This is a genomic window from Bacillus sp. AFS098217, assembly GCF_002551815.1.
Lineage (GTDB): Bacteria > Bacillota > Bacilli > Bacillales > Bacillaceae_G > Bacillus_A.
In genome coordinates this window covers 121,190-139,483 of sequence record NZ_NVPR01000032.1, presented here as the reverse complement: position 1 = coordinate 139,483, position 18,294 = coordinate 121,190, and the positions used below count along the sequence as shown (strand labels likewise).

Sequence of the window (18,294 nt, the reverse complement as noted above, 5' to 3'; positions counted from 1 at the left end):
GGAAAAGCTGTGGAGAAAATTAAAGTATGTCTTGTGGATGATAATAAAGAGTTGGTATCAATGTTAGAAAGTTATGTTGCTGCTCAGGATGATATGGAGGTAATTGGTACTGCTTATAATGGCCAAGAGTGTTTAAACTTATTAAAAGAAAAACAACCTGATGTACTCGTTTTAGATATTATTATGCCACATTTAGATGGGCTAGCAGTATTAGAGAAAATGCGACATATCGAACGATTAAAACAACCAAATGTCATTATGTTAACAGCATTTGGACAAGAAGATGTGACAAAAAAAGCAGTTGATTTAGGTGCTTCTTATTTCATATTAAAACCATTTGATATGGAGAATTTAACGAGCCATATTCGTCAAGTAAGTGGTAAAACGAATGCTACAATTAAACGTCCACTACCATCTTTCCGATCAGCAACAACAGTAGATGGAAAACCGAAGAATCTAGATGCAAGTATTACAAGCATTATTCACGAAATTGGTGTACCTGCTCATATTAAAGGATACATGTATTTACGAGAGGCGATTTCTATGGTATACAATGATATCGAACTACTTGGGTCTATTACGAAAGTATTATACCCAGATATCGCAAAAAAATATAATACAACAGCAAGCCGTGTAGAACGTGCAATTCGCCATGCGATTGAAGTAGCGTGGAGCCGTGGGAATATTGATTCTATCTCGTCCTTATTTGGTTATACAGTATCCATGTCAAAAGCAAAACCTACGAATTCTGAGTTCATCGCAATGGTTGCGGATAAGTTAAGGCTTGAACATAAGGCTTCGTAAATGTTGATATAGCAGGGTGTTAAGCGTATTTCATACCAAAATGCAATAGTCAACGAATTACGTATGCAGGCAATAAAGTACATACGTAATTGAATTGGTAGCTAATTTTAAAACCTTTTATTTATTGGATTGAAGAGTTTAATCTGATAGGTAGGAGGTTTTTATTGTGTTTTTCTGGAAATAAGAGGGGAAAGAGAGGTATCTTTTTAGAAAATAGAAAAAGGAGTATGGAGAGAATATCTTACTGGCTTTAACATTGCCAATTTAAGTGAAATTGCTCAGTGATAAAATGAATTAAAAAGGGAATAAATTGAGGATAATAAAAAGCCCTGCAAAACAGGACTATATTATTCTTCATCTTTATTTTGTTTTTCTAATTCAACTAATTTTTGAATTAAAATATGTTGTGGCATATGCATAAGCTGTTCAAGTGGAACACCTAGAGCTTTTGATAGGCGAATTGCAGTGTCCGGAGAAATTTGTAATGGTCTCATAGAAGTACCTCCTTTTTCGTATAGTATAGCATAAGAATGGGGGAGTGAGGATGACTCTTATATTTGCACACCGCGGTGCGGCGGGGACGTATCCGGAAAATACAATGATTTCATTCGAAGCTGCGGAATCTTTTCAAGCAGACGGGATTGAATTAGATGTTCAATTAACGAAGGATGGAAAAATTGTTGTGATTCATGATGAAACGGTTAACCGGACAACAAATGGAAAAGGTGAAGTCCGGAATTATTTGTATGAAGATTTGCGGAAGTTAGATGCGAGTTATAAGTTTGGTGAAAAAGTAGGCTTTTGCCATATTCCTTTATTAGAAGAAGTGTTGGAGTGGTTACAGTCCAATCAATTATTGCTCAATATTGAATTAAAAAATAATAAAATTCCATATCGAGGTTTAGAAGAAGAAGTGATTACTCTTGTGCGGAAGTTTAATTTGGAAGAACGAGTGATTTTCTCTTCGTTTAATCATTATAGTATGAAAAAGTGCCATATGATGGCGCCAGATATTCAGACAGCCATTTTATATCGAGAAGGGTTACATAGCCCGTGGGCATATGCGCAAAAAATGGGGGCTACTGGGGTTCATCCGAACTATCGCTATCTTCAAGATGCAATTGCAGAACTAACAATGGAGTGCGGAGTGGATGTCCGGCCGTATACAATTAATGATGAAACAGTTATACGTAAGTATTTTGATATGAATATATCAGCTATTATTACTGATTACCCGGAAACAGCTAGAGCGTTATTACAAGTAAAAAAATGAGACCTTTCATAAGAGAGGCCTCATTTTTTTGTTTTTTATCTTTTGAATCGGGCTTGTACTTTATTTCGTTTCCGATCACGATGTAAAACGAAGCCCCCAAAGATATAAAAACCGATTGCAAAGCAGAATGCACCAATCAAAAATTGTAGCCATAATACAGGGATTGGAGAGAAAAGAATGCCGAATACAGTATCTCTCATTAATTTGATACCTAGCACGGCTAATGAAATAGGAATAAGTGCTAGTAGAAGGGCAAGGTAACGCTGCATAGATAACGCTCCTTTTCAGATAATTTTGTATATATTAAATGATGTGATATGGAAAGGTGATTTGTCAAGAAGTTGCTGAACGAGTAAGATAAAGGTGTGAAAAAATTTGCAGAGATACTTCGAGAGGAAGTGCAATGTATGAAACAAAAGGTATTAATTATTGGGGCGGGCGAAGGTGGAAGTGCGCTTCTTAGTTTGTTGCAAAGTTCAAATATATTTAAAATTATAGGGATAATTGATATAAACCCAAAGGCAGAGGGATTGCAGCTTGCAAAAGAACAAAATATTGCAACTGGAGATGATATAACGCCGTTTCTTGAAGCAAATCTTGATGTGATGTTTGATATGACGGGTGATTATCATTTACATAAAGTTCTCTTAGCGAAAAAACATGAAAATACACTTCTTATACCAGGGGATATTGCGAAAATTGTTACGAAATTGGCGTATGAGAAAGAAGATTTAATTGAAAAGCTGAAAGAACAAACGCAGCAAGGAGATTTAATCTTAAATTCTACACATGACGGTATGATTGTTGTTGATAAAGATGGAACTATAAAGTTGTTTAATAAAAGTGCAGCGCGAATGACGGGCTATAAAACAGGAGAAGCAATAGGGAAATATATTTTAGAAGTTATTCCAACGAGTAAGTTACTTCGGATTGTGCGAACGAAGCAAGTGGAAATAAATCAGGAACTTACATTGGAAAATGGAAAGAAGATTATTACAACGCGGATTCCTATCTTAAAAGAAGATGGAGAGGTTCAAGGGGCGTTTGCAATCTTTAAAGATATTACGGAAGTTGTAGATTTAGCAGAAGAAGTTACGGATCTAAAAGAAATTCAAACTTTACTGGAAGCGATTATTCATTCGTCTGAGGAAGCGATTTCTGTTGTAGATGAGAAGGGAAGAGGTCTTGTTATAAACCCTGCTTACACGAAATTAACTGGTCTTTCAGAGGATGACATTATTGGGAAACCTGCGACGACTGATATCGTAGAGGGTGAAAGCATGCATATGAAAGTACTTCGGACGCGTAGGGCAGTGCGAGGAATTCATATGAAAATTGGTCAGAAAAAACGTGATGTTATTGTAAATGTCGCGCCGGTTATTGTGGATGGCATATTGAAGGGAAGTGTTGGTGTTATTCGTGATGTGTCAGAAATTCGGAAGTTAACGCATGAATTAAATCGGGCGCGACAAATTATTCGGACGCTAGAAGCGAAATATTCTTTTGATGATATTGTAGGAACATCTGATGAAACGATGGCGGCAATAGAACAAGCGAAACTCGGAGCGAATACACCAGCGACAGTATTGCTTCGTGGAGAGTCAGGGACTGGTAAAGAGTTATTTGCGCACGCTATTCATAATGGGAGCAATCGAAAATACAATAAGTTTGTTCGGGTAAACTGTGCTGCTATCTCTGAAAATTTATTAGAAAGTGAATTATTCGGTTATGAAGAAGGTGCGTTTTCTGGCGCGAGAAGAGGCGGTAAACGCGGATTCTTTGAGGAAGCGAACAATGGGAGCATTTTTTTAGATGAGATTGGTGAGTTATCTGCCAGTACGCAAGCGAAGTTACTACGTGTACTACAAGAGAAAGAAATTGTAAAAGTAGGGGGAACGAAAGCAATTCCTATTAACGTCCGAGTTATTGCAGCGACACATGTAAATTTAGAAAAAGCAATTTTGAAAGGGGAATTTCGAGAAGACTTATATTATCGCCTAAATAAAATTCCGATTCAAATTCCATCTCTTCGTCAACGGAAAGAGGATATTGCTGTTATATCAGAACGATTGATTCAAAAAATTAACCAAGATTACGGTCGTAATGTAGAAGGATTAACGAAATCTGCGATTGAGTACTTGCAATCGTATGATTGGCCGGGAAATGTTAGGGAACTTGAGAATATTTTGGGGCGGGCTATTATTTTTATGAATTATAACGAAGTGTATATTGATGTACATCATTTACCTCCTTTACATAAAGAAGATCAGATGGATTTAAAAGTAAGCAGTTTACTACCAGAATTAGAAGAAAAATCTCTGGATCATTTGGTCGCGGAATTTGAAGGGAATATCATTCATGAATATTTAGAGAAATTTGAAGGGAATAAAACAAAAACAGCAAAAGCTTTAGGGATTTCGGTTCGAAATTTATATTACAAGTTAGAGAAGTTTGATTGTGCAAAAAATAGCATGCAATAAATTGCGTACCGTGCAATTTATTGCATGGTATACAAAAGGTGACAATTTAAGACAGAATATTCCGCAGCTTTATAAAGTACTGATTTTATCGTGTTTTGTATGCGTTTTCATAATTGGTATGACCACTTTGAAAAGTTGGCACGGTATTTGCTTATTAGAATAGACGAGGGACGACGGAAAGGGTTGATTACAAAATATGAAGTTAAAACAACTAATTGATCGAGTAGCAGGACAGCCGAATAAAACTGTGGCTGTAGCAGTAGCTGAAGATCATGAAGTAATTGAAGCAGTAGCGAAAGCAATTCAATTACAGTTAGCTCAATTTCGTCTATATGGAAATCAAGAAAAAATTATGGGTATGCTACAAGAGCATGACTTACAAGCTTCAGAACATATCCAAGTGATTGCGGCAACATCAAGTAGCGAAGCTGCGGAACTTTCTGTTAAAGCTGTAAGAAATGGTGAAGCGGATGTACTTATGAAAGGGAACATCCCAACAGCAAGTATTTTAAAAGCAGTGTTAAATAAAGAGTGGGGGCTTCGTAAGGGCGGTGTACTTTCACATGTTGCAGCGTTTGAAGTTCCAAATTATGATCGCTTTATTTTTGTCACAGATGCAGCGATGAATATTGCACCTGATGTAGGACAAAAAGCTGCCATTATACAAAATACTGTGGAAGTTGCCCGGGCAATAGGAATTGAATTGCCAAAAGTAGCTCCGATTGCAGCGGTAGAAGTTATTAATCCAGCAATGCAAGCAACAATTGATGCAGCGATGTTAACACAAATGAATCGCCGCGGACAAATTAAAGATTGTATTGTTGATGGGCCGCTTGCTTTAGATAATGCTGTATCACAAATTGCAGCAGAGCATAAAGGCATAGTAAGTGATGTAGCAGGTAAGGCAGACATTTTACTCGTCCCAACGATTGAAGCTGGAAACGTGCTATATAAATCACTCGTCTATTTTGCAAATGCAAATGTAGGAGCGATGATTGCAGGCGCGAAGGCACCAATTGTGTTAACATCTCGTGCTGATTCAGCAGAAACAAAAGTATATTCATTAGCTTTAGCAGTTGCGACTGCTTCTAAATAAACCAAAAGGGTAAAACAATTAGGGGGAAATGACAATGACATTAGAAATCTTCGAATACTTAGAAAAATATGATTATGAGCAAGTAGTATTTTGTCAAGATAAAGAATCTGGATTAAAAGCAATCATTGCAATTCATGATACAACGCTTGGACCAGCCCTTGGCGGAACAAGAATGTGGACATATGATTCTGAAGAAGCGGCGATTGAAGATGCATTGCGTCTTGCAAAAGGGATGACATATAAAAATGCAGCAGCTGGTTTAAACCTAGGTGGTGCAAAAACAGTTATTATCGGCGATCCACGTAAAGATAAAAGCGAGGCAATGTTCCGAGCACTAGGACGCTATATTCAAGGTTTAAACGGTCGCTATATTACTGCAGAAGATGTTGGTACAACAGTTGATGATATGGATATTATCCATGAGGAAACTGACTTTGTAACAGGTATTTCACCTTCATTCGGTTCTTCTGGTAACCCATCTCCAGTAACTGCATATGGTGTTTACCGTGGTATGAAAGCAGCAGCAAAAGAAGCATTTGGTACAGATAGCTTAGAAGGTAAAGTAATTGCTGTTCAAGGTGTTGGTAACGTAGCGTATCACTTATGTAAACATTTACACGCTGAAGGTGCGCAATTAATTGTTACAGACATTAATAAAGAAGCGGTACAACGTGCAGTAGAAGAATTCGGTGCAACAGCAGTTGAGCCAAATGAAATTTACGATGTAGAGTGTGATATTTATGCACCATGTGCATTAGGTGCAACAATCAATGATGAAACAATTCCACAATTTAAAGCAAAAGTAATCGCAGGTTCTGCAAATAACCAATTAAAAGAAGATCGTCACGGTGATACAATCCATGAAATGGGTATTGTATACGCACCAGACTATGTAATTAATGCAGGCGGCGTAATTAACGTAGCGGATGAATTATATGGATACAATAGAGAACGTGCACTAAAACGCGTAGAGTCTATTTATGACACAATTGCAAAAGTAATTGAAATTTCAAAACGTGATGGTGTACCAACTTATGTGGCAGCAGATCGTCTAGCTGAAGAACGTATTGCAAGCTTAAAAAATACTCGCAGCACGTACTTACGCAACGGTCATGACATTATTAGCCGTCGCTAATCCTTTCATATACAACTTCTACAAAAGCTGTGGTTACCTCTTATGAGGTTTCCACTGCCTTTTGAATTTATAGGTGGAGGTAGCAACATTGTCCTTAAATCGAATTCTTGTTATTAATCCGGGTAGTACATCCACAAAAATAGGTGTTTTTGATAACGAGAGGCCTGTTTTAGAAGAAACTATTCGTCATGATGAAGAAAAAATTGGGAAATACAAACGAATTATTGATCAATATGAATTTCGAAAAGAAACAATTTTGGAAGTTCTACATTCTCATGGCATCAATATTTCAAAATTAAATGCTGTTTGCGGACGCGGAGGATTACTTCGTCCGATTGAAGGCGGCACGTATACAGTGAACGAAGCAATGTTAGAAGATTTAAAAAATGGATTTAGTGGCCATCACGCTTCAAACCTTGGAGGTATTTTGGCGTATGAAATTGCTTCTGGATTAAATATTCCAGCATTCATTGTCGATCCAGTTGTTGTGGATGAAATGGAGCCAATCGCTCGCATTAGCGGAATTTCGGGTATGGAGCGAAAAAGTATCTTTCATGCGTTAAACCAAAAAGCGGTGGCGCGTAAAGTTGCAGTAGAACTAGGCCACAAATATGAAGATTTAAATCTATTAATTGCCCATATGGGCGGCGGAATTACAGTTGGTGCTCATAAAAATGGAAAAGTCATTGATGTAAATAATGGTTTAAATGGAGAAGGTCCATTTAGTCCAGAGCGTGCTGGAACAGTACCAGTTGGTCAATTAATAGAAATGTGTTTCTCTGGTGATTATTACCGCGATGAAATGATGAAAAAGATTGTTGGACAAGGTGGATTAGTGAGTCTCATTGGTACAAACGACGCAATTAAGGTCGAAAACATGGTTGAGAAAGGCGATCCTGAGGCGACTCTTATTTATAAAGCAATGGCATATCAAGTCGCTAAAGAAATCGGTGGAGCTAGTACTGTTCTTCATGGGAAAATAGATGCTATCATTTTAACGGGAGGACTTGCGTATAGTAAGATTCTTGTTGATGAAATAAAAGAGCGTGTGCATTGGATTGCAGATGTCATTGTGCATCCTGGAGAAGATGAATTACAAGCATTAGCAGAAGGAGCACTTCGTATATTGCGAGAAGAAGAAGCTCCAAAAGAGTATGTTGTACGAGAAAAAGAAACGGTAGCTAGGGGTTGAGAGAATGGCAAAAGAATATGATTTAGTCATCGTTGGCGGCGGTACAGGTGGATATGTTGCTGCTATTCGTGCATCACAATTAGGGTTAAAAACAGCACTTGTTGAAAAAGATAATCTTGGCGGCACTTGTTTACACAAAGGTTGTATTCCTAGTAAAGCTCTTTTGCGTAGTGCAGAAGTATATGCAACTGCAAAAAAGGGAGAAGAGTTTGGCGTTGTAGCAAGTAATGTGGAATTAAATTTCGCAAAAGTGCAAGAGCGTAAAGAAAAAATTGTAACTCAGCTTCATAAAGGCGTTCAACATTTAATGAAGCAAGGTAAAATTGATGTGTTTGAAGGTATCGGCCGAATTCTTGGACCATCTATCTTCTCTCCAATGCCAGGTACAATTTCAGTTGAGCTTGCAAGTGGAGAAGAGAATGAAATGCTTATTCCAAAAAATGTTCTGATTGCGACAGGTTCTCGTCCTAATTCATTACCAGGATTAGAATTAGATGGGGAATATGTTATGTCTTCGGATCATGCTTTAAAAATGGAAGTGCTTCCTAATTCTATTATTATTGTCGGCGGCGGTGTAATAGGAATTGAATGGGCATCGATGCTTGCTGACTTCGGTGTAGAAGTTACTGTATTAGAATACGCAAAACATGTTTTACCACTGGAAGATCAAGATGTTTCAAAAGAGATGCAACGTCTCTTGAAGAAAAAAGGTATTAAAGTGGTGACAGGTGCGAAAGTATTACCAGAAACATTGGTAAAAGATAATGGGGTAACGATTCAAGCAGAGCATAATGGTGAAAATAAAGAGTTTAAAGCAGAAAAAATGCTTGTATCTGTCGGAAGACAAGCAAATACGCAAAATATCGGTTTAGAGAATACAGATATTATTGTGGAAAAAGGATACATTCAAACAAATGAGTTTTATCAAACGAAAGAATCACATATTTACGCAATTGGTGATGTAATTGGCGGCTTACAACTTGCACACGTTGCTTCTCATGAAGGTATTGTTGCAGTGGAGCATATTGCTGGAAAAGAAGTTATGCCAATTGATTACTCTATGGTATCGAAATGTGTATATAGTAGTCCAGAAGTAGCTTCTGTTGGTTTAACCGAACAAGAAGCAAAAGAAAAAGGCTATAAGTTAAAAGTAGGTAAGTTCTCATTCCGTGCAATCGGAAAAGCACTTGTATATGGAGAATCAGATGGTTTTGTGAAACTTGTAGTTGATGAAGAAACAAATGATATTCTTGGTGTCCATATGATTGGCCCACATGTAACAGATATGATTTCTGAGGCAGGTCTTGCAAGAGTGCTGGATGCAACACCTTGGGAAGTGGCACATACAATTCATCCACATCCATCATTATCAGAAGCGATTGGTGAAGCTGCATTAGCGGTAGATGGGAGAGCGTTACACGCATAAAAATGTGGATTTAGGAGGTTATGAAAAATGGCAGAAGTAAAAGAAAAACGCCATGAAGAACTTGGCTTAAGTGATGAGCAAGTATTAGAAATGTATCGTACGATGTTGCTTGCACGTAAAATTGACGAACGTATGTGGTTATTAAACCGCGCAGGGAAAATTCCATTTGTAATTTCTTGTCAAGGACAAGAAGCTGCCCAAGTTGGAGCAGCATTTGCACTTGATCGTGAGAAAGATTACGTGTTGCCATACTATCGTGATATGGGTGTAGTATTAGCGTTCGGTATGACGGCAGAAGAGCTTATGCTTTCTGGATTTGCAAAAGCGGGAGATCCAAACTCAGGTGGCCGTCAAATGCCTGGTCACTTCGGTCAGAAGAAAAATCGTATTGTGACAGGTTCATCACCAGTTACAACGCAAGTACCACATGCGGTTGGTATTGCGTTAGCTGGAAAGATGGAAAAGAAAGATTTAGTAACGTTTGTAACATTCGGTGAAGGTTCTTCTAACCAAGGTGACTTCCACGAAGGTGCGAACTTTGCTGGCGTACACAAATTGCCTGTTATTTTCATGTGTGAGAATAACAAATATGCAATTTCTATTCCTGTTGAAAAGCAATTAGCATGTAAGAATGTATCAGATCGTGCAATTGGTTACGGTATGCCAGGATACACAGTAGACGGAAATGATCCACTTGCAGTATATAAAGCTGTAAAAGAAGCAGCTGATCGTGGTCGCCGAGGAGAAGGTCCAACTTTAATTGAAACAGTATCATATCGTTTAACAGCACACTCTAGTGATGACGATGATCGTGTATATCGTGATAAAGAAGAAGTAGAAGAAGCGAAGAAAAAAGATTCAATCTTTACATTTGCCGCTTATTTAAAAGAAATTGGCGTGTTAACAGAGGAATCTGAAAAACAAATGTTAGACGAAATTATGCATATCGTAAATGAAGCAACAGAATATGCAGAAAATGCTCCGTATGCAGCACCTGAAGATGCATTGAAGCACGTATACGCAGAATAGGGGGGAACGTTTCATGGCTGTAATGTCTTATATTGACGCGATTACATTAGCAATGCGCGAAGAAATGGAACGCGATGAGAAAGTATTTGTATTAGGAGAAGACGTTGGTAAAAAAGGTGGCGTATTTAAAGCGACGACTGGATTATATGATCAATTTGGTGAAGACCGTGCGCTTGATACACCACTTGCAGAATCTGCAATTGCAGGGGTAGCAATCGGAGCAGCAATGTATGGCATGCGTCCAATTGCTGAAATGCAATTTGCTGATTTTATTATGCCAGCAGTGAACCAAATTGTTTCTGAAGCAGCGAAAATTCGTTACCGTTCTAATAACGACTGGACTTGTCCAATCACTGTGCGTGCACCATTTGGTGGTGGTGTTCACGGTGCTTTATATCATTCACAATCAGTAGAAGCATTATTTGCAAATCAACCTGGTTTAAAAATTGTTATTCCTTCAACACCGTATGATGCAAAAGGATTATTAAAAGCAGCAATTCGTGATGAAGATCCAGTGCTATTCTTTGAACATAAACGTGCATATCGTCTTATTAAAGGTGAAGTGCCGGAAGATGACTACGTATTACCAATTGGAAAAGCAGATGTAAAACGTGAAGGTGATGATATTACTGTTATCACATACGGATTATGTGTTCACTTTGCTCTTCAAGCAGCTGAAAAGTTAGCACAAGATGGCATTTCTGCACACATTCTTGACTTACGTACTGTGTATCCATTAGATAAAGAAGCAATTATTGAAGCAGCTTCAAAAACAGGTAAGGTTCTTCTTGTAACAGAAGATAATAAAGAAGGAAGCATCATGAGTGAAGTAGCAGCTATTATCGCTGAAAATTGCTTATTCGATTTAGATGCACCAATTGCACGTCTTGCAGGCCCAGACGTTCCAGCAATGCCATATGCACCAACAATGGAAAAATTCTTTATGGTAAATCCAGATAAAGTGGAAAAAGCAATGCGTGAACTTGCGGAATTTTAATCGGGGGGACTATACATGGCTGTAGAAAATATTACAATGCCTCAGCTCGGGGAGAGCGTTACAGAGGGTACAATTAGTAAATGGCTCGTAAATGTTGGCGATCACGTAAATAAATATGATCCGCTTGCAGAAGTAATGACGGATAAAGTGAATGCAGAAGTACCATCTTCTTTCACTGGAATTGTAAAGGAATTAGTCGCTGCTGAAGGCGATACACTTGCTGTAGGTGAAATCGTTTGTGTGATTCAAGTAGAAGGCGCAGATGAAGTAGCTGCGACCGCTGTAGAAGAGAAAACAAAAGAGGAACCAACAACAGCAGTGGCTTCATCTGAAAAAGCACCAAAAGTGAAGCAACCGACTGATGGAAAACCACGTTTTTCACCAGCTGTATTAAAACTTGCAGGCGAGCATAATATTGATTTGAATTTAGTGGAAGGTACGGGAGCAAATGGCCGTATTACACGTAAAGATATTTTAAAATTAGTGGAATCTGGAAATATTCCACAAGCAGGTGCGAAGAAAGAGGAAGCAGTTGTATCTATGCAGGCACCTCAGGAAGCGTCGAAACCAGCTGTACCAGCAACGGCAGCACTAAAAACAGAAGCGGTAAAACCAGTTTCTGTACCGACAGTACCTGGCGATATCGAAATTCCGGTAACAGGTGTGCGTAAAGCAATTGCTGCAAATATGTTACGTAGTAAGCATGAAGCACCTCATGCCTGGATGATGATTGAAGTAGATGTGACGAATCTTGTGTCATATCGTAACTCAATCAAAGGTGAATTCAAAAAACGTGAAGGTTTCAACTTAACATTCTTTGCATTCTTCGTAAAAGCAGTTGCACAAGCTTTAAAAGAATACCCGCAAATTAACTCAATGTGGGCTGGTGATAAAATCGTTCAGAAGAAAGATATCAACCTTTCTATCGCGGTTGCAACGGAAGATGAATTATTTGTACCAGTTATTAAACAAGCAGATGAAAAAACAATTAAAGGAATCGCTCGTGAAATTACAGAGCTTGCAGGAAAAGTCCGTACAAAATCATTAAAAGCGGACGAAATGCAAGGTGGTACCTTCACAATTAATAACACAGGATCATTTGGTTCTGTTCAATCTATGGGCATTATTAACCACCCACAAGCTGCTATTTTACAAGTAGAGTCTATTGTAAAACGTCCAGTGATTATGGATAACGGTATGTTTGGTGCGCGTGATATGGTTAACCTATGTCTATCACTTGACCACCGCGTACTTGATGGCTTGATTTGCGGTAAGTTCTTAGGCCGCGTAAAAGAAATTCTTGAAAATGTATCAGCGGATAATACATCTGTATATTAATAAAAAGCTCGCCTCTGCGAGCTTTTTATATTCTTTCAAAGATTCATGTCTTCTATTTTCTATATATACATCAATTAAAAAAACCGACATAAAACCTCTCTTTTTAGGTGGGAGAGAGCATCTGGCTATGCATAGAAGCGGTCAGGGCCTTTTTCTGCCACATGCGAAGTAAAAACAGAAAGAGTAAACGAGTGTAGGTTACTTTTTATCCTACATAGCAGAGATTTAGATGTCGAAAAATTAAAATGGATTTATATAGCCCACATAAAAACAAACATTTTCCCAGTAATCTGACAATGACATACAATGTATTATGAATTTACGAAAATACATTGCTGATATCTGGTATATAGATATAAAATAAGAAAAGAATAATTTTTTGGCAAATCTTACTGAAGAAACTGTAGTATAATATATTGTATTGTATGAAAAAGAAAGTTATTCTATATAAGTGTTTTATAGATTATGTGCAATCAGTCGTCAAAACATGAAGAATGTTGACTCCTGGTTTTTTATTTTGCCGTAACAATGTTTCAGGAGGATGTCATGAAGAGAAGTACGGAGTTTCTAAAGAGTTTAGATGTAAAATTGATTTTAATTTTGTGTGTATTATGTGTCACGAGTATAGCTGCTATATATAGCAGTCAGCAAACAGGACAATATGGAGCGGAAAATTTTGCTCTGAAACAAGGCATTAACTATGTAATAGGTACTGTGCTGTTACTTCTTGTTGCAAGCATTGATTTAGATCAATTACAAAAATTATCTTGGCCATTTTATATTATTACATTTGCTTCGATTATCATACTGAAGATATTACCTGTTTCAAGTTTTACACCAGAAATATTAGGTGCAAAAAGATGGTATAGATTTCCAGCGATTGGAGCTATCCAGCCATCGGAGTTTTTCAAAATTGCATTGGTCATGTTAGTCGCAAGTTTAGCAGTAAAACATAATGCAAAATATATGGTACGTACATTTCAAACGGATTTGAAATTAGTAGGAAAGGTCATGTTAGTATCGCTTCCACCAATGGCGATTGTATATAGTCAGCCAGATACAGGGATGGTTTTCTTATATGCGGCAGCGATTGCATGTATCATTTTTATGTCTGGTGTTCAGAAGAAATTAATCGCGCTATGTACAGTGATTCCGGGGGCTATATTATCTACGTTAATATTTATATACGTAAAATATCCAGATTTTTTCTTTAATAAGCTAGTTACTTTATTAAAGCCTCACCAACAATCACGAATTTTGGGTTGGCTAGATCCATTTGAACATGTGGATCAAGGTTATCAAACACAACAATCTATTTTAGCTGTTGGTAGCGGTGGAATGGACGGTAAAGGGTTTGGATACGGAAACGTCTATATCCCAGAAAAACATACCGATTTCATTTTTGCTACAATTGCTGAAGAAGGTGGATTTTTAGTTGCTGCTCTTGTTGTGTTTATGTTTCTTTTACTTCTTTATCGTACAATTATCATTGGATATTCAGCAGATAATCTATTTGGGACATTGATTTGTGCGGGAATAATTGGAATTTTAACACTGCAAATCTTCCAAAACATCGGTATGATTGTTGGATTGATGCCTGTAAAAGGGATTGCACTTCCGTTTCTATCATATGGGGGGAGTTCCTTGTTTTCAAATATGATGATGATGGGACTCGTCTTATCGGTACGGAAAACATATAAAAAGTACATGTTTTCTGTTAAGTAAAGTCTGTTTAGTAAAAAAAGCTGATTCGTTCTCAAACGAATCAGCTTTTTTACATATATGTCCTAAATCATCACAAACTAAAGAAAATGTTGTAGTTGTGATGAGTAAGTGGGGGGCGGAGTCATGCATATGCATATTTTTGAAGGAACACATCATCTTTCCATTATAGAATGGGTGATTCGAGCTATCATAGCTTATATTTTTTTAATTTTTGTTGCTAAAGCAATGGGACAACGCTCTATTGCACAGCTTCGTTTTTTAGATGTCGTATTAGTGCTATTGTTGGAAGGAAATCTTTCTAATGCACTATCTGATGAAAGAGTCGGTTTACTTGGATCGATGATTACAACATTTATGCTCATTGCACTTTATATTGTAAGTTCGGTTTTAACGTTGAAATGGGATCGATGGAGACGTTTTTTAGAACCATCGCCCATTATCCTTATACATAATGGATTAATTGATTTTAGTAATTTGAAAAAAGCAAGAATTACAGTAGAGTATTTATTTTCTGAACTACGCTTACAAAATGCTAGTGATATTAAAACGATAAGATTAGCATTATGGGAATCAAGTGGTACCGTCTCGGTGTTTCAGTATCCAGAATATGAAACGGTATCTCGGCTGGATATGAAAGTAGCTGGTAAAAAATCACCCATTTCATTTATTCTTGTAAAAGACGGGAAAATTCAAAGGGATGTGCTCACTTTATTGGGGAAAACGGAAACATGGGCAAAGGAGGAATTATCAAAAAAAGCATCAATTGAATGGATTCAATTAGCAACGATAGATGAAATGGAAAAAATAAATATTTTGTTAAAAAAATGAAATGAATACGCATTTTACCATTTTGTGCATATGATACAATAGTGTGGACAACGAAATAAAAAAAGAAGGGTTTGTTTCGATGGGATATGTAGAAGAATTACGGAAAGTAGTTGGTCATCGCCCTTTAATTTTAGTTGGTGCTGTTGTTCTCGTATTAAATGAAGATGGACATGTTTTATTACAACAACGAACAGAACCGTATGGAAAATGGGGGTTGCTTGGCGGCTTGATGGAGCTTGGTGAATCGCCAGAAGAAACAGCTTACCGTGAAGTGTATGAAGAAGCAGGAATTCATGTGAAAAATTTACGCTTAATTAATGTGTTCTCTGGGGCTAACTACTTTACAAAATTAGCAAATGGTGACGAATTCCAATCAGTCACAGCAGCCTATTATACAAATGAGTATGAAGGTGCTTTGTCTATAAATAAGGAAGAAGCAGTCGCACTTAAATTTTTTTCGATAACAGAGCTTCCTGACTATATTGTGGGATCACATAAAAAAATGATTGAAACATATGAGAAAATAGAAAAAGGAAGTAGTAATAATATATAATAGCTATAGAAATGCAAAATCACAGTTCCGGTTGGTAGTCCGGACGCATACTATATAAGTGCAAATTGAAAAATCGACATAAAACCTTTCTTTTTAGGTGGGAGAGAGAATCCGGCCATGCATAGAAGCGGTCAGATCCTTTTCCTGCCCCATGCCAAGTGAAAACAAAGAGAGCAAACGAGTGCAGGTCACTTTTTGTTCTTTATAGCCGTGACTTATATGCTGGAAAATCAAAATGGATATATATAGTATGTCAGTAGCCTTCCCCTCCGGGATGTCCAGTATTTCTGAATAATTTTTTAGGAGGGGCTGTCGATGGAATTGACAGTATATCACGATGGGCAATATTTTGTAGGAATCATTACGCACAAAGAAAAAAGAAAATTGTATGGAGCACGTTACATTTTTGGCACTGAGCCATCAGATGAAGAAATACTTTCATTTGTAAATGAAGAGATGTTATATTATTTCAAACGCTTTGCTAGATGTGGTGTTGAGATGAAAGAAAAGAAACGTCCCAAAAATATAAAACGCATCATAAGACAAGCATCAAAGGAAATAAATACATCTCGCCTTACAAAAGCCCAAGAAGCAATTCGTTTATCATACGAATTGCATAAACAAGAGAAACGAGTGTATGCTAAGGAGCAACGTGAAGCAGAAAAGAAGAAAAAACGTCTTATTAAAGTGCAAAAAGCAAAGCGAAAGCATCGTGGTCATTAAGAAAAAAATCTTAGAGCTCTTGCTCTAAGATTTTTTTGTTTATATTTAGAAAGAAAACAAGTAAGTTTACTTGTATTTCTGAAACGGTTACTGGTAAGATACAAATAGGTAGATTTAGAGGAGGGAAAACCTTGGTTAACTTTAATTTTTTTATGAATGATGTTGTTCGTCAAGCGCGCGAAGAAATCGTATCTGCTGGATATACAGAATTAACAACACCTGAAGCGGTTGATGAAGTATTTAAAAAAGAGGGTACAACACTTGTAATGGTAAACTCAGTATGTGGTTGTGCAGGTGGTATTGCTCGTCCTGCTGCTGCACATTCCATACACTATGATAAACGTCCAGATCATCTTGTAACAGTATTTGCAGGGCAGGATAAAGAAGCAACAGCACGTGCACGAGAATATTTTGAAGGATATCCCCCTTCATCCCCATCTTTTGCATTATTAAAAGATGGAAAGATTGTAACGATGGTCGAACGCCATGAAATTGAAGGGCATGAACCAATGCAAGTTATCGCAAAATTACAATCGTATTTTGAAGAGCATTGTGAAGAACTATAATAAAGTGAAATGTGGGGTATGGATGCCCACAAATAGTGGAATAAAGTGATAAAAAACGGTATGTACATGTAAAAATGTGCATACCGTTTTTTTGTTTTCGTTACTCTTTCATTTTGTATGATGAGGGGATATGCATAAGATGTTTGTTTTATGCAATGTATTATACATTTTAAAGGCTGATATTATTGTTTTTATGGGTTTTTTAATTTATTTTTATTTTATTTATTGCATAAAAATAAAAACACTGTTACAATACGGATACCGAATAAAAAATCTATAAAACTTTTAAATATACATTATTAGGGGGAAGAAACATGAAGAAGTTATTATCTATTTCATTTGCACTTATTTTAATCGTAAGTATGTTTAGTGCTTGTAGTAAGGGAGAAACAAAAGAAGCGAATACAAACAAAAAAGTACTTGTTATGGGGACTTCAGCGGATTATAAACCGTATGAATATGTAGAAGCTTCAAAAAGTGACGCAATTATTGGTTTTGATATAGATATTGCAAAATATATTGGAAAAGAACTTGGTTATGAAGTGAAAGTGAAAGATATGGATTTTGGGGGATTACTAGCATCACTTAGCTCAGGAAAAGTTGATTTTGTTATGGCTGGTATGACGCCTACTCCAAAACGTAAGGAAAATGCAGATTTTACAGATATTTATTTTGTTGCTAAAAATATGATTATTTCGAAAAAAGATTCTGGCATTAAGTCATTACAAGATTTAAAAGATAAAAAAGTAGGGGTACAAACAGGTTCTATTCAAGAAGAAAAAGCAAATGAATTTAAAAAGCAAGTGAACTTCCAGACAGAGGGGCGTGACCGTATACCAGAAGTTGTACAGGAAATTCAAGCGGGACGTTTTGATGCTGCCATTTTAGAAGATACAGTTGCTAAAAATTATTTAGAAAAGATGAAAGATTTACAAGGAATTGAGATTCAAGAAGCTCCGGAAGAAGTAGGAGCAGCAATTGCCCTTCCAAAAAACAGTGATAAAACAGCGGAATTTAATAAAGTGATTAAAAAAATGCAAGAGAATGGCGAGATGGATAAATTAGTGAAGAAATGGTTTGGCAGCGAGAAATAAGCTGCCTTTCTATTTTCTGTGAGAGGAATGACAAA

18 protein-coding genes are annotated in these 18,294 nt (G+C 37.0%); 16 read left to right on the top strand and 2 right to left on the bottom strand.

What is annotated here, in order from left to right; all coding sequences use genetic code 11:
* Window positions 1-9: 9 nt before the first annotated feature.
* Entirely contained in the window at window positions 10-804 is a 795-nt protein-coding gene (spo0A, locus tag COO03_RS08860; RefSeq protein WP_097896821.1) for a sporulation transcription factor Spo0A, read from the top strand.
* Between the two features lie 347 nt (window positions 805-1,151).
* Here spo0A and COO03_RS08855 read toward each other — a convergent pair whose 3' ends face one another.
* Window positions 1,152-1,298 carry a YycC family protein gene (locus COO03_RS08855; protein ID WP_042979757.1) on the bottom strand — a complete coding sequence of 49 codons (147 nt, stop codon included), beginning with the start codon at window positions 1,296-1,298 and terminating at the stop codon, window positions 1,152-1,154.
* A gap of 50 nt (window positions 1,299-1,348) precedes the next feature.
* On the opposite strand from COO03_RS08855, the gene COO03_RS08850 reads away from it, so the two are divergent.
* Window positions 1,349-2,077, top strand: coding sequence for a glycerophosphodiester phosphodiesterase (locus COO03_RS08850; protein ID WP_097896820.1), 729 nt, complete (start codon window positions 1,349-1,351; stop codon window positions 2,075-2,077).
* Between the two features lie 35 nt (window positions 2,078-2,112).
* Here COO03_RS08850 and COO03_RS08845 read toward each other — a convergent pair whose 3' ends face one another.
* A complete protein-coding gene (locus tag COO03_RS08845) occupies window positions 2,113-2,346 on the bottom strand; it encodes a DUF2627 domain-containing protein (protein WP_097896819.1) in 234 nt (77 codons plus the stop codon).
* 138 nt (window positions 2,347-2,484) lie between these two features.
* Between COO03_RS08845 and COO03_RS08840 the strand changes: the two genes are divergently transcribed.
* The 14 genes from COO03_RS08840 (at window position 2,485) to COO03_RS08760 (ending at window position 18,259) form a co-directional block, all read left to right on the top strand.
* Window positions 2,485-4,557: a sigma-54 interaction domain-containing protein gene (locus COO03_RS08840; RefSeq protein ID WP_097896818.1), complete on the top strand. Its 2,073-nt coding sequence runs from the start codon at window positions 2,485-2,487 to the stop codon at window positions 4,555-4,557.
* Between the two features lie 196 nt (window positions 4,558-4,753).
* Window positions 4,754-5,653 (top strand): phosphate butyryltransferase, encoded by a 900-nt coding sequence (gene yqiS, locus COO03_RS08830; protein WP_097896817.1) that lies wholly within the window; start codon window positions 4,754-4,756, stop codon window positions 5,651-5,653.
* Between the two features lie 34 nt (window positions 5,654-5,687).
* Window positions 5,688-6,788, top strand: coding sequence for a leucine dehydrogenase (locus COO03_RS08825; protein ID WP_097896816.1), 1,101 nt, complete (start codon window positions 5,688-5,690; stop codon window positions 6,786-6,788).
* An 88-nt stretch (window positions 6,789-6,876) separates the two neighbouring features.
* Window positions 6,877-7,980, top strand: coding sequence for a butyrate kinase (gene buk / locus COO03_RS08820; protein ID WP_097896815.1), 1,104 nt, complete (start codon window positions 6,877-6,879; stop codon window positions 7,978-7,980).
* A gap of 4 nt (window positions 7,981-7,984) precedes the next feature.
* Window positions 7,985-9,406, top strand: a complete 1,422-nt coding sequence (gene lpdA, locus COO03_RS08815) for a dihydrolipoyl dehydrogenase (protein WP_097896814.1) — start codon at window positions 7,985-7,987, stop codon at window positions 9,404-9,406.
* A gap of 27 nt (window positions 9,407-9,433) precedes the next feature.
* Window positions 9,434-10,435 (top strand): 3-methyl-2-oxobutanoate dehydrogenase subunit alpha, encoded by a 1,002-nt coding sequence (gene bfmBAA / locus COO03_RS08810; protein ID WP_097896813.1) that lies wholly within the window; start codon window positions 9,434-9,436, stop codon window positions 10,433-10,435.
* A 13-nt stretch (window positions 10,436-10,448) separates the two neighbouring features.
* Window positions 10,449-11,432 carry a 3-methyl-2-oxobutanoate dehydrogenase subunit beta gene (gene bfmBAB / locus COO03_RS08805; protein WP_097896812.1) on the top strand — a complete coding sequence of 328 codons (984 nt, stop codon included), beginning with the start codon at window positions 10,449-10,451 and terminating at the stop codon, window positions 11,430-11,432.
* A 15-nt stretch (window positions 11,433-11,447) separates the two neighbouring features.
* Window positions 11,448-12,770 carry a dihydrolipoamide acetyltransferase family protein gene (locus COO03_RS08800; protein WP_097896811.1) on the top strand — a complete coding sequence of 441 codons (1,323 nt, stop codon included), beginning with the start codon at window positions 11,448-11,450 and terminating at the stop codon, window positions 12,768-12,770.
* 546 nt (window positions 12,771-13,316) lie between these two features.
* Entirely contained in the window at window positions 13,317-14,495 is a 1,179-nt protein-coding gene (locus COO03_RS08790; RefSeq protein ID WP_097896810.1) for an FtsW/RodA/SpoVE family cell cycle protein, read from the top strand.
* 123 nt (window positions 14,496-14,618) lie between these two features.
* Entirely contained in the window at window positions 14,619-15,323 is a 705-nt protein-coding gene (locus COO03_RS08785) for a DUF421 domain-containing protein (protein WP_097896809.1), read from the top strand.
* A 79-nt stretch (window positions 15,324-15,402) separates the two neighbouring features.
* Window positions 15,403-15,876 carry an NUDIX hydrolase gene (locus tag COO03_RS08780; protein ID WP_097896808.1) on the top strand — a complete coding sequence of 158 codons (474 nt, stop codon included), beginning with the start codon at window positions 15,403-15,405 and terminating at the stop codon, window positions 15,874-15,876.
* Window positions 15,877-16,191: 315 nt separating this feature from the next.
* On the top strand, window positions 16,192-16,599 hold the full coding sequence (locus tag COO03_RS08775) for a YjdF family protein (RefSeq protein ID WP_097896807.1): 408 nt from the start codon (window positions 16,192-16,194) through the stop codon (window positions 16,597-16,599).
* A gap of 152 nt (window positions 16,600-16,751) precedes the next feature.
* On the top strand, window positions 16,752-17,165 hold the full coding sequence (locus COO03_RS08770) for a BrxA/BrxB family bacilliredoxin (RefSeq protein WP_141523187.1): 414 nt from the start codon (window positions 16,752-16,754) through the stop codon (window positions 17,163-17,165).
* Between the two features lie 314 nt (window positions 17,166-17,479).
* Complete coding sequence (locus COO03_RS08760; protein ID WP_097896805.1) at window positions 17,480-18,259, top strand: transporter substrate-binding domain-containing protein; 780 nt, start codon at window positions 17,480-17,482, stop codon at window positions 18,257-18,259.
* The last annotated feature ends 35 nt before the right edge of the window (window positions 18,260-18,294 follow it).

Excerpts from the sequence above, each read along its gene's own strand:
- COO03_RS08785 (WP_097896809.1), top strand. The coding sequence starts at position 14,619 with ATGCATATGCATATTTTTGAAGGAACACATCATCTTTCCATTATAGAA.
- COO03_RS08825 (WP_097896816.1), top strand. The coding sequence starts at position 5,688 with ATGACATTAGAAATCTTCGAATACTTAGAAAAATATGATTATGAGCAA.
- bfmBAB (WP_097896812.1), top strand. The coding sequence starts at position 10,449 with ATGGCTGTAATGTCTTATATTGACGCGATTACATTAGCAATGCGCGAA.
- COO03_RS08770 (WP_141523187.1), top strand. The coding sequence starts at position 16,752 with ATGAATGATGTTGTTCGTCAAGCGCGCGAAGAAATCGTATCTGCTGGA.
- COO03_RS08845 (WP_097896819.1), bottom strand. The coding sequence starts at position 2,346 with ATGCAGCGTTACCTTGCCCTTCTACTAGCACTTATTCCTATTTCATTA.
- COO03_RS08760 (WP_097896805.1), top strand. The coding sequence starts at position 17,480 with ATGAAGAAGTTATTATCTATTTCATTTGCACTTATTTTAATCGTAAGT.
- COO03_RS08840 (WP_097896818.1), top strand. The coding sequence starts at position 2,485 with ATGAAACAAAAGGTATTAATTATTGGGGCGGGCGAAGGTGGAAGTGCG.
- COO03_RS08790 (WP_097896810.1), top strand. The coding sequence starts at position 13,317 with ATGAAGAGAAGTACGGAGTTTCTAAAGAGTTTAGATGTAAAATTGATT.
- COO03_RS08855 (WP_042979757.1), bottom strand. The coding sequence starts at position 1,298 with ATGAGACCATTACAAATTTCTCCGGACACTGCAATTCGCCTATCAAAA.
- bfmBAA (WP_097896813.1), top strand. The coding sequence starts at position 9,434 with ATGGCAGAAGTAAAAGAAAAACGCCATGAAGAACTTGGCTTAAGTGAT.
- yqiS (WP_097896817.1), top strand. The coding sequence starts at position 4,754 with ATGAAGTTAAAACAACTAATTGATCGAGTAGCAGGACAGCCGAATAAA.
- COO03_RS08850 (WP_097896820.1), top strand. The coding sequence starts at position 1,349 with ATGACTCTTATATTTGCACACCGCGGTGCGGCGGGGACGTATCCGGAA.
- COO03_RS08775 (WP_097896807.1), top strand. The coding sequence starts at position 16,192 with ATGGAATTGACAGTATATCACGATGGGCAATATTTTGTAGGAATCATT.
- COO03_RS08800 (WP_097896811.1), top strand. The coding sequence starts at position 11,448 with ATGGCTGTAGAAAATATTACAATGCCTCAGCTCGGGGAGAGCGTTACA.
- lpdA (WP_097896814.1), top strand. The coding sequence starts at position 7,985 with ATGGCAAAAGAATATGATTTAGTCATCGTTGGCGGCGGTACAGGTGGA.
- COO03_RS08780 (WP_097896808.1), top strand. The coding sequence starts at position 15,403 with ATGGGATATGTAGAAGAATTACGGAAAGTAGTTGGTCATCGCCCTTTA.